Below are 14,651 nucleotides of genomic sequence, written 5' to 3'. Positions count from 1 at the left end.
GCCGGACGGGCTGACTTTGTCAGCCCGTCCGCGATGGGTCAGAACGTGAGCTTCCAGCTCGCGATGTGCCCCTCGTCCTGCGCCGCCACGTCCTGCACGCGCAGCTTCCACGTGCCGTTCGCGGTTTCCGCGGACGCGTTGACGGTGTAGGTCTCGGTGACGTCCGCGGCCGAGTCGGAGTTGCTGGAGTCCTTCAGCCGGTAGGCCTTGCCACTCGGTCCGACCAGGTCGATCGCCAGGTCGCCCCGGTAGGTGTGCTTGATGTCGACGCCGACCTTGAGCGCGGCGGGCGCGTTGCCGGTGACGCCGGAGACGGTGAGCGGGGACTCCACGGCCGGGCCCCCGTCGGGGATGGCGACCTGCGACTTGCTCTCGAAGACGTTGCCACTGGGCGGGGTGGTGGAGCCGCCGCTCAGGTTCCAGATCGCGTAGGCGATCGCGTCGCTGTTGTTGTCGAGCGCCGTGTCGTTGATGTTCGAGATCGAGTCGCACGAGGCGTGGTAGCAGCGGTCGAACGCCAGACCGGACGTGCCGCCCCACTTCTGGGCCTGCTCGGCGGTCTTGATGTAGTCCGCGCCGCTGAAGAGACCGCCGACGGCTATGCCCGCGTCCTTGAAGGGCGCGTGGTCGGAGCGGCCGTCGCCCTCGGTCTCTATCTCGGTGGGGATGTTGCGGGTGGCGAAGAAGTCCTTGAAGACGCCTTCGAGCCGCGTGTCGTCGTCGTAGACGAAGTAGCCCGGGTTGGGCGAGCCGATCATGTCGAAGTTCAGATAGCCGTCGATCTTCGCGCGCTCGGCGGCGGGCAGTTTGCCGACGTAGTACCTCGACCCGACCATGCCCAGCTCCTCCGCGCCCCACCAGGCGAAACGAAGGTGCTTGTCGGGCTTGTAGTTCTGCTTGGCGACGGTGAGGGCGACCTCCAGGATGCCCGCCGAGCCGGAGCCGTTGTCGTTGATGCCGGGGCCCCGGGTGACGGAGTCGAGGTGGGCGCCGGCGAAGACCACATGGCCCGTGTCCCCGCCCGGCCAGTCGGCGATGAGGTTGTAGCCGGTCGAGCCCGAGGAGGTGAACTGCTGGACGGTCGTGGTGAAACCGGCCGCGTCCAGCTTGCCCTTCACATAGTCGAGGGACGCCTTGTAGCCGCTGCGGCCGTGGGCGCGGTTGCCGCCGTTGGCGGTGGCGATCGACTGGAGCTGGTTCAGATGGGCCTTGACGTTGGCCCCGGATATGTCCGGTGCCGCCACGGACTTGGCGGTGGTGGTCCGCCCGGCGGCCGCGGTGGTGGGAGCCGCGGTCGCCGGGACGGAGGAGACGCCCAGAAGGGCCGCTGTGACGGCCGCGCCCGAGGCGAGCAGAGCGGCGGCGGTACGTGCTCTTCGGGGCGGGGGCAGGGCTGGTCCGTTGAGTGCAAGCATGGGGGGCTCCAACTCTGTTTGACGTGGCCATGATGTTGAAGGCCCCCCGAAAGCGCGTCAAGAGCGCTTTTCGGACACCGATCACCGGTTTCCGGATATCGGTCGTCCGCTCAACCGTGCTGAGCTGTGGTTTCTGTGGCCTGAGAGGCCTCAGGGGCAATTGTGTTTTCTGTGTTGCCAGTTGCGGTCGCCCGCTCCTTGGCCTGCTTCAGCTCCACCCGGGCCTGCCGGGCCGTACGGAGTCCGTCCCAGGTGAGCACGGCCAGCGCGAGCCAGACGAGCGCGAAGCCCGCCCAGCGCTCCGCGGGCATCGCTTCGTGGAAGACGAAGAGCCCCAGGGCGAACTGGAAGACCGGCGCGAGGTACTGGAGCATCCCGAGCACCGACAGCGGCAGCCGTACCGCCGCCGCGCCGAAGGAGACCAGCGGAATCGCGGTGATCACGCCGGTGCCCAGCAGGAGGAGGGTGTGCCCGCCGCCCTCGGAGGCGAAGGTCGAATGCCCCTGGGCGCCGAGCACGATCAGCACCACGAGCGCCGGCAGGAACTGCACGGCCGTCTCGACGGCCATCGACTCCAGGCCGCCCAGCCCCACCTTCTTCTTCACCAGGCTGTAGGTGCTGAAGGTCGCCGCGATGGTGAGCGCCACCCACGGCGGCTTGCCGTAGCCCACGGCCAGCACGATCACGGCGGCGACGCCCACGCCGACCGCCGCCCACTGCGCCCGGCGCAGCCGCTCGCGCAGCACGAGGACGCCCAGGGCGATGGTGGCGAGGGGGTTGATGAAGTACCCCAGGGAGGTCTCCACGACATGGCCGGAGTTCACGGCCCAGATGTAGACCCACCAGTTCACGGAGATGACGGCCGCGCCCACCGCCGCCGTCGCCAGTCGTTTCGGCTGCCGCAGCAGCGGGCGTATCCAGCCCCAGCGCCGGGTCAGGGCCAGTACGGCCACGACCGTGACCAGCGACCACACCATGCGGTGCGCGAGGATCTCGATCGCCCCGGTGGGCTCCAGCAGCGGCCAGTAGAGGGGGAACAGCCCCCAGATGCCATAGGCGGCCACCCCGTAGAGCAGTCCTGCGCGGGATTCTTGACGTGATGGCTCGGGTGACACGGGTCCCTCCCTGGGGTACGGCGACGGCGACCTAGCGACGGTAGACCCCGGCGCGCGGCACTGTCATGCCCGTATCGCATTACGGTCGTGGTGAGTGCCCCTCGCGGACACGTTCCATCGCGCTGGTGACGTCGAAGGGCAGGATCGTCACCGCGACGTTCGGCAGCTGCTCCAGGACCCGGGCCATCTCCTCCGCCGTGCCGCGGTGCAGCAGCCGGCCCAGGGGGGAGGAGTAGGTGCGGCGGGGGATCAGCAGGGTGAGCGCGGTCGTGCCGTCGGCCGTCGTCCGGGCGGCGAGCGAGGCCACGGCGTGCCGCAGCCGCCGGTCGGGGCAGTCCACGAGCTCCAGTGGGACGGTCGTGCCGGACGACTCGTCCCAGCGGGCCACCAGCCGCCGCGCCCGGGGCTCGTCGATGACGAAGTGGAGGGCGCGCACCTCGTCGGGGCGCAGCTCGTGGGCGTACCGCAGGGCCTTGACCGTGGCCAGGTCGAGGCTGTCGACGAGGACGTGCACCACGTGCCGGCGCCAGTGGGGGCGGTCCGAGACGAAGGCGGGGACGTTCTCCAGGGCCGCGGCCTCCTCCCGGTACTGGCGGTTGATGCGGATCAGCGCCCAGACCCCGAGCGGGAAGACCACCACGACCAGCCAGGCGCCCTCCGTGAACTTGGTGATCGCGAAGATCGCGACCACCAGCGCGGAGACAACCGCCGCGGCGAGGTTCGCGGCCGTCTTCCAGTGGGACTGTCGGCGCCGCCAGTGGTGGGCCGTCATCCCGGCAGCCGCCATCGTGAAGCCGGTGAAGACGCCGATGGCGTACAGCGCGACCAGCTTGTCGACGCTGGCGCGCGTGACCAGCAGCAGCGCCAGCGAGACGACGGTGAGGCAGATGATCCCGTTGGAGAAGGCGAGCCGGTGCCCGCGCCGCATCAGCTGCCGGGGCAGGAAGCGGTCCTCGGCGACGAAGCTGGCGAGGAAGGGGAAGCCGGTGAAGGGCGTGTTGGCGCCGGTGTAGAGGATGAGCGCCGTGGCGAGCTGGACGTAGACGAGCCCGGCGGTGCCCGCCCAGCCGTCGCCGAAGACCAGGTGGGCCTCCTGGGCGATGACGGTGGGGTTGCCGTCGGTGTAGGGGATGGCGTGGGTGAAGTGGGCGAGCGCGGAGACGCCGAAGACCATGACGCCCAGGACGCAGCTCATCGTGGTGAGCGTCCGCCGGGCGTTGACGCCCTGGGGGCGGCGGAAGGCGGAGACCCCGTTGGAGATGGCCTCCAGGCCGGTCAGGGAGGAGCCTCCGTTGGCGAAGGCGCGCAGCACCATGAAGAGCGACGCCCCGTACAGCCAGCCGTGCCCGGGCTCGCCGAGGGGGACGGCGCCCTGGGCGTGGACGTCCGCGTGCGGCAGCCCTCCGTCCAGCGCCCGGAGCAGCCCCACGACCAGCATGGCCGCCACGGCGAGCATGAAGAGATACGCGGGCGCGGCGAACGCCCGTCCCGCCTCCCGCACCCCGCGCAGATTCCCGTACATCAGCAGCACCACCACTCCCGCCGTGATGGGGAGCTTGAGGTGGTCGAGGCCGGTGTAGCCGTTACCGGTGAGGTGGGCGAGGGAGATGAGGGCGTCGGTGCCGGCGGAGGTCTGTACGGCGACCGTGACGATGTAGTCGACGAGCAGCGCCACGGCCGCGATCTGCGCGACGCGCGGCCCGAAGTTCTCGCGCGCGACGACGTACGAGCCGCCGGCCCGCGTGTAGAGGGAGACGACGTCGCGGTAGGAGAGGGTCACCAGCAGCAGGACGAACAGGATCGCGCCGGTCACCGGCATCAGGAGGGTGAACGCGGCCGCCCCGACGACGGGGACGAGGATGCGCAGTATCTCCTCGCTGCCGTACGCGGTCGAGGACATGCAGTCGGAGGCGAGCACGCCCAGCGCCATCGGATTGGACAGCTTCTCCTGGGAGAGCCGCTCGGTGACCAGGGGCGGGCCGAGGAACGCGCGCTTGAGGCGGTAGACGAGGCGGTCACGGACGACGGGTTCGGGCTCGGCGACGACGGGTTCGGGCTCGGCCATCTTCATATGAGAGCGGCTGCCCAGCCGTCCGGGCGTCAGACGCCCCGCCGGACGGGCCGAAAACAGCCCGTCCGGCGTTTGAGGACAGAGCGCAGTAGCCCGTCCGGCGTTTCGTCGCAGACCTGCCCGACCTACCCGACGACCGTCCAGGTGTCGTTCCCGCCGAGCAGCGCGGCCAGGTCGCCCTTGCCCTTCTGCTCGACCGCCGTCTCCAGCTGATCGGCCATCAGCGTGTCGTAGACCGGACGGTCCACGCTGCGGAGGACGCCGATCGGCGTGTGGTGCAGCGTGTCCGGGTCGGCGAGGCGCGACAGGGCGAAGGCCGTGGTCGGGGACGTGGAGTGCGCGTCGTGGACCAGCACCGACGCCTCGTTCTCCGGCGTCACCGCGACGACCTTCAGATCACCCGTGGCCGGGTCCCGTACGACGCCCTTCGCGCCGTCCACGCCGAAGCGGATCGGCTGCCCGTGCTCCAGGCGGATGACCGCCTCCTCGGCCTGCTGCTTGTCCTTGAGGGCGTCGAACGCGCCGTCGTTGAAGATGTTGCAGTTCTGGTAGATCTCCACGAGCGCCGTCCCCGGGTGGGCGGCGGCCTGCCGCAGCACCTCGGTGAGGTGCTTGCGGTCGGAGTCGACCGTGCGGGCGACGAAGGAGGCCTCCGCGCCGAGCGCCAGCGACACGGGGTTGAAGGGCGCGTCCAGGGAGCCCATGGGCGTGGACTTGGTGATCTTGCCGACCTCGGAGGTCGGGCTGTACTGACCCTTGGTCAGACCATAGATCCGGTTGTTGAACAGCAGGATCTTCAGGTTGACGTTCCGCCGCAGGGCGTGGATGAGGTGGTTGCCGCCGATGGACAGCGCGTCGCCGTCGCCCGTGACGACCCACACCGACAGATCGCGGCGCGAGGTGGCGAGGCCGGTGGCGATGGCCGGGGCGCGGCCGTGGATGGAGTGCATCCCGTAGGTGTTCATGTAGTACGGGAAGCGGGAGGAACAGCCGATGCCGGAGACGAAGACGATGTTCTCCTTCGCCAGCCCGAGCTCGGGCATGAAGCCCTGCACGGCGGCGAGGACGGCGTAGTCACCGCAGCCCGGGCACCAGCGCACCTCCTGGTCGGACTTGAAGTCCTTCATCGTCTGCCGGGCTTCGGCCTTGGGCACCAGCTTCAGCGCCTCAGTCATCGATGGCCTCCTTGAGCACGGTGGCGAGCTGCTCGGCCTTGAACGGCATTCCGCTCACCTGGGTGTACGAGCGGATGTCGACGAGGTACTTCGCCCGCAGCAGAGTGGCGAGCTGACCGAGGTTCATCTCCGGTACGACCACCTTCTCGTAACGCCCGAGGACCTCCCCCAGATTCCCCGGGAACGGGTTGAGGTGGCGCAGATGGGCCTGGGCCACCGCGCCCCCGCCCGCCCGTACGCGCCGTACCGCCGCCGTGACCGGGCCGTAGGTCGAGCCCCAGCCGAGGACCAGGACGCGCGCGTCGCCGGTGGGGTCGTCGACCTCGACGTCGGGGACGTCGATGCCGTCGATCTTGGCCTGGCGGGTGCGGACCATGAAGTCGTGGTTGGCCGGGTCGTAGGAGATGTTGCCCGTGCCGTCCTGCTTCTCGATGCCGCCGATGCGGTGCTCCAGGCCGGGGGTGCCGGGCACGGCCCAGGGGCGGGCCAGCGTGTGGGGGTCGCGCTTGTACGGCCAGAAGACCTCGGTGCCGTCGGCCAGCTCGTGGTTGGGCCCGGAGGCGAACTGGACCCGCAGGTCGGGCAGCTCGTCCGGCTCGGGGACCCGCCAGGGCTCGGAGCCGTTGGCCAGATAGCCGTCGCTCAGCAGGAAGACCGGGGTCCGGTAGGTGAGCGCGATCCGGGCCGCGTCCAGGGCGGCGGTGAAGCAGTCGCCGGGCGTCCGGGGGGCCACGATCGGCACGGGCGCCTCGCCGTTGCGCCCGTACATCGCCTGGAGCAGATCGGCCTGCTCGGTCTTGGTGGGCAGACCGGTGGAGGGGCCGCCGCGCTGGATGTCGACGATCAGCAGCGGCAGTTCGAGCGAGACGGCCAGGCCGATGGTCTCGGACTTCAGGGCCACGCCCGGGCCGGAGGTGGTGGTCACGGCCAGCGCGCCGCCGAAGGCCGCGCCCAGCGCCGCGCCGATGCCGGCGATCTCGTCCTCGGCCTGGAAGGTGCGCACGCCGAAGTTCTTGTGCTTCGACAGCTCGTGGAGGATGTCCGAGGCCGGGGTGATCGGGTACGAGCCCAGGTAGAGAGGCAGGTCCGCCTGGCGGGCGGCGGCGATCAGGCCGTAGGACAGGGCGAGGTTGCCGGAGATGTTGCGGTAGGTGCCGGGCGGGAAAGCGGCGGTGGCGGGCGCGACCTCGTAGGAGACCGCGAAGTCCTCCGTCGTCTCGCCGAAGTTCCAGCCGGCCCGGAAGGCGGTGACGTTGGCCTCCGCGATCTCCGGCTTCTTGGCGAACTTCTTCCGCAGGAACGCCTCGGTGCTCTCGGTCGGCCGGTGGTACATCCACGACAGCAGGCCGAGTGCGAACATGTTCTTGCTGCGCTCCGCCTCCTTGCGGGAGAGGCCGTAGTCCTTGAGCGCCTCGATGGTCAGCGTCGTCAGCGGCACCGGGTGGACGTTGTACGCGTCCAGGGAGCCGTCCTCCAGCGGGTTGCTGTCGTAACCCACCTTGGCCATGGGGCGCTTGGTGAACTCGTCGGTGTTGACGATGATCTCCGCGCCGTGGGGCACGTCCGCGATATTGGCCTTGAGCGCGGCCGGGTTCATCGCGACCAGGACGTTCGGCGCGTCGCCGGGGGTGAGGATGTCGTGGTCGGCGAAGTGGAGCTGGAACGAGGACACGCCCGGGAGGGTGCCGGCGGGGGCGCGGATCTCGGCGGGGAAGTTCGGCAGGGTGGAGAGGTCGTTGCCGAACGACGCCGTCTCGGAGGTGAATCGGTCTCCGGTGAGCTGCATGCCGTCGCCCGAGTCGCCCGCGAAGCGGATGATCACCCGGTCCAGCCGGCGCACCTCCTTGGCACCGTCCGGGCCGTCGGCCGGGCCGTCGGCCGGGCCGTCGGTCGGGCCGCGTTGTCCGGCGAGGCGTTCGCGGGCGTCGGCCCCGCCGCCCGGATCGGCTGATGCGGCCTGTTCGGCCGGGCTGCTGACCTGGCTGGTCACTGCTTCGGACCTCCCTCGTGGCGGCGCCGGCCGGACGATGGCGCCGACCGGCGATCCCACGGCCATCGTACGTGGGCAAGGGCAGCCTTCCCCGGGGGGATCAACGATTCAACAGCGGACGGTAACGCTCCGGACTCCGGGGCGGCGGCCCCGGAGCCCGGGACAGGTCAGACCGCCGTCAGGACCGCAGCTACGCGCTGTCAGGACCGCAGATACGTGAGCACCGCCAGCACCCGGCGGTGGTCGCCCTCGCTCGGGGAGAGCCCCAGCTTCAGGAAGATGTTGCTGACGTGCTTCTCCACCGCGCCGTCGCTGACCACGAGCTGCTTGGCGACGGCCGAGTTCGTCCGGCCCTCGGCCATCAGCCCGAGGACCTCCCGCTCGCGCGGGGTGAGCCCGGCCAGTACGTCCTGCTTGCGGCTGCGGCCCAGCAGCTGGGCGACGACCTCGGGGTCCAGCGCGGTCCCGCCGCGCGCCACGCGGACCACCGCGTCCACGAACTCGCGCACCTCGGCGACCCGGTCCTTCAGCAGATAGCCGACGCCCCGGGTGCTGCCGGCCAGCAGCTCGGTGGCGTACTGCTCCTCGACGTACTGCGAGAAGACCAGCACCCCCAGCTCAGGGTGGTCGCGGCGCAGCCGCACCGCCGCCCGGACGCCCTCGTCGGTGTGGGTCGGGGGCATCCGGACGTCCGCGACGACTACATCGGGGAGGGCGTCGGCGGCGGAGAGCTCGGCGATCGTCTTGAGCAGCCCCTCCGCGTCGCCCACACCCGCCACGACCTCATGTCCCAGATCGGTGAGCAGCCGGGTCAGGCCCTCCCTGAGCAGCACCGAGTCCTCGGCGATGACCACCCGCACCCTGTCGTCCACGATCACGTTTTCTCCTGCCCCCTGGCGTTTGCCGACGTGGTTCGTACAGCGTCAGCATCGCAGCATCCGGGGCCGGAGCGGGCGGCGCGCGACCGGAGCGGGTGGCGCCGGGCGCGCGTCGGGTGCGCGCCGGGCGCCGGGCGCGCTAGCCCCGGGCGCGCCAGGGCAGCCCGGCGGTGACGGTCGTGGGACCGCCGGCGGGGGAGTCGATCACCAGGAGCCCGTCCACCGAGTCCAGCCGCTCGGCGAGCCCGGCCAGCCCGCTGCCGCTCGTGGTCCCGGCGCCGCCGCGCCCGTCGTCCCACACCCGCAGCATCAGCCGGTCGCCCGAACGCCAGACGTCCACCTGGGCGGAGCGCGCCCGGCTGTGCTTGCTGATGTTCTGGAGGAGTTCGGAGACGGTGAAGTAGGCGATGCCCTCGATGGCGGGCGCCGGACGGGAGTCCAGGTCCACCTCGGTCGTCACCGGGACGGTGCAGCGCCCGGCCAGTGAGGCGAGCGCGGGGCCGAGGCCGCGGTCGGTGAGGATCGCGGGGTGGATGCCGCGGGCGAGGTCGCGGAGCTCCTGGAGGGCGAGCTTCACCTCGCCGTGGGCCTCGTCGACCATGCGGGCGGCCTTCTCCGGGTCCCGTTCCACCAGCTCCTTCGCCAGGCCCAGCTCCATGGCGAGGGCGACGAGACGGGCCTGGGCGCCGTCGTGGAGGTCGCGCTCGATACGGCGCAGGTCGGCGGCGGCGGTGTCCACGACCACGCCCCGGTCCTCCTCCAGCTCCCAGACGCGCTCCGCCAGCCGCGACGGCCCCAGCAGCCCGCGCACCAGCAGCCGCTCCACATGGGCCAGGCCCCGGATCACCCACGCCGAGAACAGCACGAGGACGAGGCCGACGGCGCAGGTGATACCGATCTCGAACGGGCTGTCGAGGTGGAAGGCATGGCCGTCGGAGTCGCCGTAGAGCTGGATCCCCGGCTGGTGGGCGTAGGTGGGCAGCGTCCACTGCCAGGCCGGGTAGAGGAAGAGGGACCAGCCGACCGACCACAGCACCAGCGACAGGACGAACGAGAACAGCGCCCACGGGAAGTGCAGCACCGCGTAGAGCAGGTGACGCCAGGACGTGCCGCTCCTGAACAGCGCGCCCACCCAGGCCATCGGGCCGGCGGCCCGCCCGTCACGCCGCCGCCGGACGCGGACCGGCTCCGGCTCGGCGATCTCCAGCCGCAGCAGCCCCCGGGCCCGCGCCCGCTCCAGGACGCCCAGCCCGCGCGCGGCGGCGAGGGTGGCGGCCAGCAGGGGCACGCCGATGAACGTGATCAGGGTGCCGACGCCCGCGGTGGTCAGGGTGATGGCGAGCGAGAAGGCGACGGTCGCGATCGGCAGGCTCGTCAGCAGGTAGAGGAACTCCCGCCAGGTGCGGCCCTCCAGCGGGGCGCGCAGCGCGGCGGGCACCCGGGGGTGGGTCCCGGCTGCGTGGTCGATGGCCATGTCGTCCTGTCCTCGTGCGGCGGTTGTGTCCCTCAAGGCTCCCCGGGCGGGGGCCCGGGGACCATGAGGCGGGTGGGTGTCCTCGGGGTGGGGCTTTCCCCACCCCCCGGCTACGGACGTCCGTCCGTGCGGCTCCGCCAGGGGAGCTCGGCCGTGACGGCCGTCGGGCCGCCGGCGGGGGAGTCCACGACGAACAGCCCGTCCACCGAGCCCAGCCGCTCGGCCAGCCCGGCCAGCCCGCTGCCCCGGGCGGTCGACGCGCCGCCCTGCCCGTCGTCACCGACCCGGATCAGCAGCCGGTCCTCCGCGCGCCACAGCTCGACCTCCGCCGTCCGGGCCCGGCTGTGCTTGCTGATGTTCTGGAGGAGTTCGGAGACGGTGAAGTAGGCGATGCCCTCGATGGCGGGCGCCGGACGGGAGTCCAGGTCGACGGCCACGTTCACCGGCACCGTGCAGCGCCCGGCCAGCGACGTGAGCGCCGGGCCGAGGCCGCGGTCGGTGAGGATCGCCGGGTGGATGCCGCGGGCGAGGTCGCGCAGCTCCTGGAGCGCGAGCTTCACCTCGCCGTGCGCCTCGTCGACCATCCGCGCGCCCACCTCCGGGTCCTCCAGCAGCCGCTCCTTCGCCAGGCCGAGACCCATGGCGAGGGCGACGAGACGGGCCTGGGCGCCGTCGTGGAGGTCGCGCTCGATACGGCGCAGGTCGGCGGCGGCGGTGTCCACGACCACGCCCCGGTCCTCCTCCAGCTCCGCGATCCGCCGCTCCAGCTCGCTCGACGGCGCCAGCAGCCCGCGCACCATCGCCCGGTCCGCATTGGTCAGCCCGCGTGCGATGTGGCCCAGCACCGGCCACGCGACGAAGAGGGATGCCAGCGCGATGCCGAATGTGAGAACGCCCCATGGCAGTCGTATGAACGCGTACAGCGTGCTGCGCCACGCCACCGGGTCCTTCAGCGTCATCCACATCCGGCCGAGGAAGCCGCCGGCGCGGTGCCGGGGGAGCGGGCTCGGCTCGTCGATCCGCAGGCCCAGCAGCACGCGCGCCCGCCACCGCTCGGCCCTGCCCAGCACCCGCGCGCCCATCAGGCCTGCCGCCAGCAGCGGCAGCCCGACGACCGTCACCGACAGCAGCGCGCCCGCGTAGAGCCAGAGGGAGACATAGAGGAAGCCGAGGATCCCCTCCAGCAGATTGAGGAGGAGGTGCGCGACCTCCTTCCACGTCGCGGAGCCGAAGGCGAAGCGCGCGGGAGGCAGCCGGTCGTCGTCCTCGGCGGCGACCGGGACGGCGCGGGAACGGGTGTGGGTACGGGCGGTCATACGGCAAGCGTGCCCTGGTCAGGACCGCTGCCGCCATGGGGACCATGGGTGCCGTGGGGTGGGGATAACCCCACCCCACGCCTACTGGGGCGGCTCATCCGGGGCGTCATAGGGCCTAGACTCGCGTGCGTACAGATCGTCGAACAAACAGGACAGGGAGCGAGGGGCGGACGTGCCGGAGGCGACCGTGCGCACCAGTGGCGCCGATGTCCAGCTCGCGGCGGACTACTTCCACGGCTATTCGGTCGTCGGACTGCTCGCCGTCATCGGCGTGCTCTTCGTCGCCGTGGCCTTCGGAGCCGGACGGCTGCTGCGACCGGTGGTGCCGACGCCCGAGAAGCTGCTCACGTACGAGTGCGGTGTGGACCCCGTCGGCGAGGGCTGGGCGCACACACAGGTCCGCTATTACGTCTATGCGTTCCTGTACGTGATCTTCGCAGTGGACTCGATCTTCCTGTTCCCCTGGGCCACGGTGTTCGCCGCGCCGGGCTTCGGTGGGGCGACGCTCGTGGAGATGTTCGTCTTCCTCGGCTTCCTCGCCGTGGGCCTGTTGTACGCATGGAAGAAGGGCGTCCTGGAATGGACGTGACACCCCCGGTCGACCTGCCCGAGCCCCGCCGGCTCGGCCCGCTGGCGCGCCTGGCTCCCGAGCCCATGAAGGTCGTCCTGAACTGGGGCCGCCGCTACAGCCTGTGGGTCTTCAACTTCGGGCTCGCCTGCTGCGCGATCGAGTTCATCGCGGCGTCCATGGCGCGGCACGACTTCATCCGCCTGGGTGTGATCCCCTTCGCGCCCGGCCCGCGCCAGGCCGACCTCATGATCGTCTCGGGCACGGTCACGGACAAGATGGCCCCGGCCGTGAAGCGGCTGTACGAGCAGATGCCCGAGCCCAAGTACGTGATCTCCTTCGGCGCCTGCTCCAACTGCGGCGGGCCCTACTGGGACTCGTACTCGGTGACCAAGGGCGTCGACCAGATCATCCCCGTGGACGTCTATGTGCCGGGCTGCCCGCCGCGGCCGGAGGCGCTGCTCCAGGGGATCATCAAGCTTCAGGAGAAGATCGCGAAGGAGTCGCTGGACGAGCGGTACGGCTCCGCCGGGGGGCGGGCGTCCACGGCGGCGCTGCGCAGCGGCCTGGTGACGCCGCCGCCTCCTCCCACCGCGGGGGCTTCCGCGTCGGCCTCCGAGGAGACGGACCGATGAGCGAGCCTGCCGCCTGGCTTCCGCGCCCCGTGACCGACCTCTTCGGCGCGGACGCGACCGCCGAGGAGGCGTACGACCTGCTGACGGTCGACGTCCCGGCGGAGGAATGGCTGACCGCGCTGGAGACCGCGCGTGATGTGCTGGGCTGCACGTTCTTCGACTGGCTGAGCGCCGTCGACGAGCCCGGCACGGGCTTCCGCGTCTGCGCGCACGTGGCGGCGCTGCCGGGCGGCGCGGACGGCGCGACGCGCCGGCTGCTCCTGCGCACGACCGTGCCGCACGAGGCCCCCGCGCTGCCCAGCGCGGTGGGCGTCTACGCGGGCGCGGCGTGGCACGAGCGCGAGACGCACGAGATGTTCGGCATCGACTTCCCGGGCCACCCCCACCTCGTGCCGCTCCTGCTGCCCGAGGGCTTCGAGGGCCACCCGCTGCGCAAGGACTTCGTCCTCGCGGCCCGTGTGGTGAAGGCCTGGCCGGGCGCGAAGGAGCCCGGAGAGGCGGCGGAGGGCGGCCCCAAGCGCCGCCAGATGCTTCCCCCGGGCGTCCCCGACCCCAACGAATGGGGCCCCCTCAAGGGCCAGCTCCCCCCGGCCCCGGCCCGCCCCACCCGCACCCCGCGCGCGGCTGCCGCAGGCCCGGCGGCGGACCGCCCGGCCCGCCGCGCCCGCAGCGTGGCCGACGGCTCGGCGAGCCAGCCGGGTGCGGAGGCGGCGCCGCGTCGTACGCGGAGCGTGGCCGACGGCTCGGCGAGCCAGCCGGGTGCCGAGGCCGCGCCTCGACGTACCCGCAGCGCATCCGACGGCTCGGCGAGCCAGCAGGACGCTGCGGCACAGCCCACGCCCTCCCGCCCGACCCCCCGCTCCTCGGACGCCCCCTGGCACCACGCCCGCCCGACCTTCGACGAAACGTCGGCGGACGAGCCCGCGGCCCCCGGCCACACGGGCGAGCCCGGCGCAGCCGAACCCCACACGGGCGAGCCCGGCGCAGCCGAACCCCACACGGGCGAGCCCGAGAACGATCAGAACCCCGCCGGAGGCGACCCCGCATGAGCAGCGACACTCTCGACGTCGTGCTGCGGCTCCTCGCCGTCTTCGTCTGCTTCCTCGTGCTGCCGCTGGTCATCGGTCAGACCGAGCACAAGGTGATGGCCCATATGCAGGGCCGCCTCGGCCCCATGTACGCCGGTGGTTTCCACGGCTGGGCGCAGCTCGTCGCGGACGGTGTGAAGTTCGCGCAGAAGGAGGACGTCGTCCCGGCCGACGCGGACCGGCGGATCTTCCAGCTCGCCCCCGCCGTGGCGCTGCTGCCGTACCTGCTCGTGCTGCTCGCGATCCCGGTCGGGCCTGGCAACGCCGTCGGGCAGACCGTCGACGCGGGCATCTTCTTCGTGCTGGCCGTGATGGGCGTGGGCGTCCTGGGGTCGCTGATGGCCGGCTGGGCGTCGGCCAACAAGTTCTCGCTGCTCGGCGGTCTGCGCACCGCCGCGCAGCTGCTCGCATACGAGCTGCCGATGCTGCTCGCGGCGGCGTCCGTCGCGATGGCGGCGGGCACCGTGTCGCTCCCGGGGATCGTCGACGCCTTCCACTGGTGGTGGGTGCCGTGGCAGATCGTCGGCGGCGTCGTCTTCTTCACGGCCGGTCTCGCCGAGCTCCAGCGCCCGCCGTTCGACATGCCCGTCGCCGACTCGGAGATCATCTTCGGTGCGTACACCGAGTACACCGGTCTGCGCTTCGCGATGTTCCTGCTCGCCGAGTACGCGGGCATCGTCGTCCTGTGCGGTCTGACGACCGTGCTGTTCCTGGGCGGCTGGCACGGCCCGTTCGGGGCCGACGGGCTGGGCTGGCTGTGGACGCTGCTGAAGACCTTCGTCCTCGCCTTCGTCGTGATCTGGCTCCGCGTGAGCTATCCGCGGTTGCGCGAGGACCAGCTCCAGAAGCTGGCCTGGACCGTCCTCATCCCGCTCGCCCTCGCGCAGATCGCCCTCACCGGCGTCGTCAAGGTGGTGATCCAGTAA

Annotated in this window: 12 protein-coding genes; 4 read left to right on the top strand and 8 right to left on the bottom strand. The window is 71.7% G+C overall.

The annotated features are described in order from the left end of the window. Positions 1–38 precede the first annotated feature (38 nt). From AB0E98_RS14020 to AB0E98_RS13985, 8 genes are all read right to left on the bottom strand, one after another. Positions 39–1,415: a M28 family metallopeptidase gene (locus AB0E98_RS14020; RefSeq protein WP_361701986.1), complete on the bottom strand. Its 1,377-nt coding sequence runs from the start codon at positions 1,413–1,415 to the stop codon at positions 39–41. Between the two features lie 110 nt (positions 1,416–1,525). Then, positions 1,526–2,530, bottom strand: a complete 1,005-nt coding sequence (rarD, locus tag AB0E98_RS14015) for an EamA family transporter RarD (protein WP_361701985.1) — start codon at positions 2,528–2,530, stop codon at positions 1,526–1,528. Between the two features lie 79 nt (positions 2,531–2,609). Beyond that, on the bottom strand, positions 2,610–4,595 hold the full coding sequence (locus AB0E98_RS14010; RefSeq protein ID WP_361701983.1) for an APC family permease: 1,986 nt from the start codon (positions 4,593–4,595) through the stop codon (positions 2,610–2,612). Between the two features lie 131 nt (positions 4,596–4,726). Then, positions 4,727–5,776 (bottom strand): 2-oxoacid:ferredoxin oxidoreductase subunit beta, encoded by a 1,050-nt coding sequence (locus AB0E98_RS14005; RefSeq protein WP_361701982.1) that lies wholly within the window; start codon positions 5,774–5,776, stop codon positions 4,727–4,729. Next, entirely contained in the window at positions 5,769–7,766 is a 1,998-nt protein-coding gene (locus tag AB0E98_RS14000) for a 2-oxoacid:acceptor oxidoreductase subunit alpha (RefSeq protein ID WP_361701981.1), read from the bottom strand. Before AB0E98_RS14000 ends, AB0E98_RS14005 begins: the two co-directional genes overlap by 8 nt. 200 nt (positions 7,767–7,966) lie before the next feature. Continuing rightward, positions 7,967–8,626, bottom strand: a complete 660-nt coding sequence (locus tag AB0E98_RS13995; protein WP_311609155.1) for a response regulator transcription factor — start codon at positions 8,624–8,626, stop codon at positions 7,967–7,969. A gap of 157 nt (positions 8,627–8,783) precedes the next feature. Beyond that, a complete protein-coding gene (locus AB0E98_RS13990; RefSeq protein WP_361701980.1) occupies positions 8,784–10,118 on the bottom strand; it encodes a sensor domain-containing protein in 1,335 nt (444 codons plus the stop codon). A 110-nt stretch (positions 10,119–10,228) separates the two neighbouring features. Next, positions 10,229–11,434, bottom strand: a complete 1,206-nt coding sequence (locus AB0E98_RS13985) for a sensor domain-containing protein (RefSeq protein ID WP_361701979.1) — start codon at positions 11,432–11,434, stop codon at positions 10,229–10,231. A gap of 172 nt (positions 11,435–11,606) precedes the next feature. Between AB0E98_RS13985 and AB0E98_RS13980 the strand changes: the two genes are divergently transcribed. From AB0E98_RS13980 to AB0E98_RS13965, 4 genes are read left to right on the top strand one after another with little or no spacing between them, the layout of a single operon-like run. Next, positions 11,607–12,023 carry an NADH-quinone oxidoreductase subunit A gene (locus AB0E98_RS13980; protein ID WP_361701978.1) on the top strand — a complete coding sequence of 139 codons (417 nt, stop codon included), beginning with the start codon at positions 11,607–11,609 and terminating at the stop codon, positions 12,021–12,023. Beyond that, a complete protein-coding gene (locus AB0E98_RS13975) occupies positions 12,014–12,637 on the top strand; it encodes an NADH-quinone oxidoreductase subunit B family protein (protein ID WP_361701976.1) in 624 nt (207 codons plus the stop codon). Before AB0E98_RS13980 ends, AB0E98_RS13975 begins: the two co-directional genes overlap by 10 nt. After that, the gene (locus AB0E98_RS13970) at positions 12,634–13,686 is read left to right on the top strand and encodes an NADH-quinone oxidoreductase subunit C (protein WP_361701974.1); all 1,053 of its coding nucleotides are present in this window, start codon (positions 12,634–12,636) and stop codon (positions 13,684–13,686) included. Before AB0E98_RS13975 ends, AB0E98_RS13970 begins: the two co-directional genes overlap by 4 nt. Further along, positions 13,683–14,651 carry a complex I subunit 1 family protein gene (locus AB0E98_RS13965; protein ID WP_361701972.1) on the top strand — a complete coding sequence of 323 codons (969 nt, stop codon included), beginning with the start codon at positions 13,683–13,685 and terminating at the stop codon, positions 14,649–14,651. Before AB0E98_RS13970 ends, AB0E98_RS13965 begins: the two co-directional genes overlap by 4 nt.

Origin of the sequence: Streptomyces sp. NPDC037389, assembly GCF_040636475.1 — a bacterium.
GTDB lineage: Bacteria > Actinomycetota > Actinomycetes > Streptomycetales > Streptomycetaceae > Streptomyces > Streptomyces hesseae.
Note: the sequence above shows the minus strand (reverse complement) of the source record. Positions and strands in the feature narration are given on the sequence as shown.

What these genes read in the sequence shown, in the direction of transcription:
- AB0E98_RS13985 (WP_361701979.1), bottom strand. Translation starts at nt 11,434, where the DNA reads ATGACCGCCCGTACCCACACCCGTTCCCGCGCCGTCCCGGTCGCCGCC.
- AB0E98_RS13970 (WP_361701974.1), top strand. Translation starts at nt 12,634, where the DNA reads ATGAGCGAGCCTGCCGCCTGGCTTCCGCGCCCCGTGACCGACCTCTTC.
- AB0E98_RS14005 (WP_361701982.1), bottom strand. Translation starts at nt 5,776, where the DNA reads ATGACTGAGGCGCTGAAGCTGGTGCCCAAGGCCGAAGCCCGGCAGACG.
- AB0E98_RS13975 (WP_361701976.1), top strand. Translation starts at nt 12,014, where the DNA reads ATGGACGTGACACCCCCGGTCGACCTGCCCGAGCCCCGCCGGCTCGGC.
- AB0E98_RS14020 (WP_361701986.1), bottom strand. Translation starts at nt 1,415, where the DNA reads ATGCTTGCACTCAACGGACCAGCCCTGCCCCCGCCCCGAAGAGCACGT.
- AB0E98_RS13990 (WP_361701980.1), bottom strand. Translation starts at nt 10,118, where the DNA reads ATGGCCATCGACCACGCAGCCGGGACCCACCCCCGGGTGCCCGCCGCG.
- AB0E98_RS13965 (WP_361701972.1), top strand. Translation starts at nt 13,683, where the DNA reads ATGAGCAGCGACACTCTCGACGTCGTGCTGCGGCTCCTCGCCGTCTTC.
- AB0E98_RS14010 (WP_361701983.1), bottom strand. Translation starts at nt 4,595, where the DNA reads ATGGCCGAGCCCGAACCCGTCGTCGCCGAGCCCGAACCCGTCGTCCGT.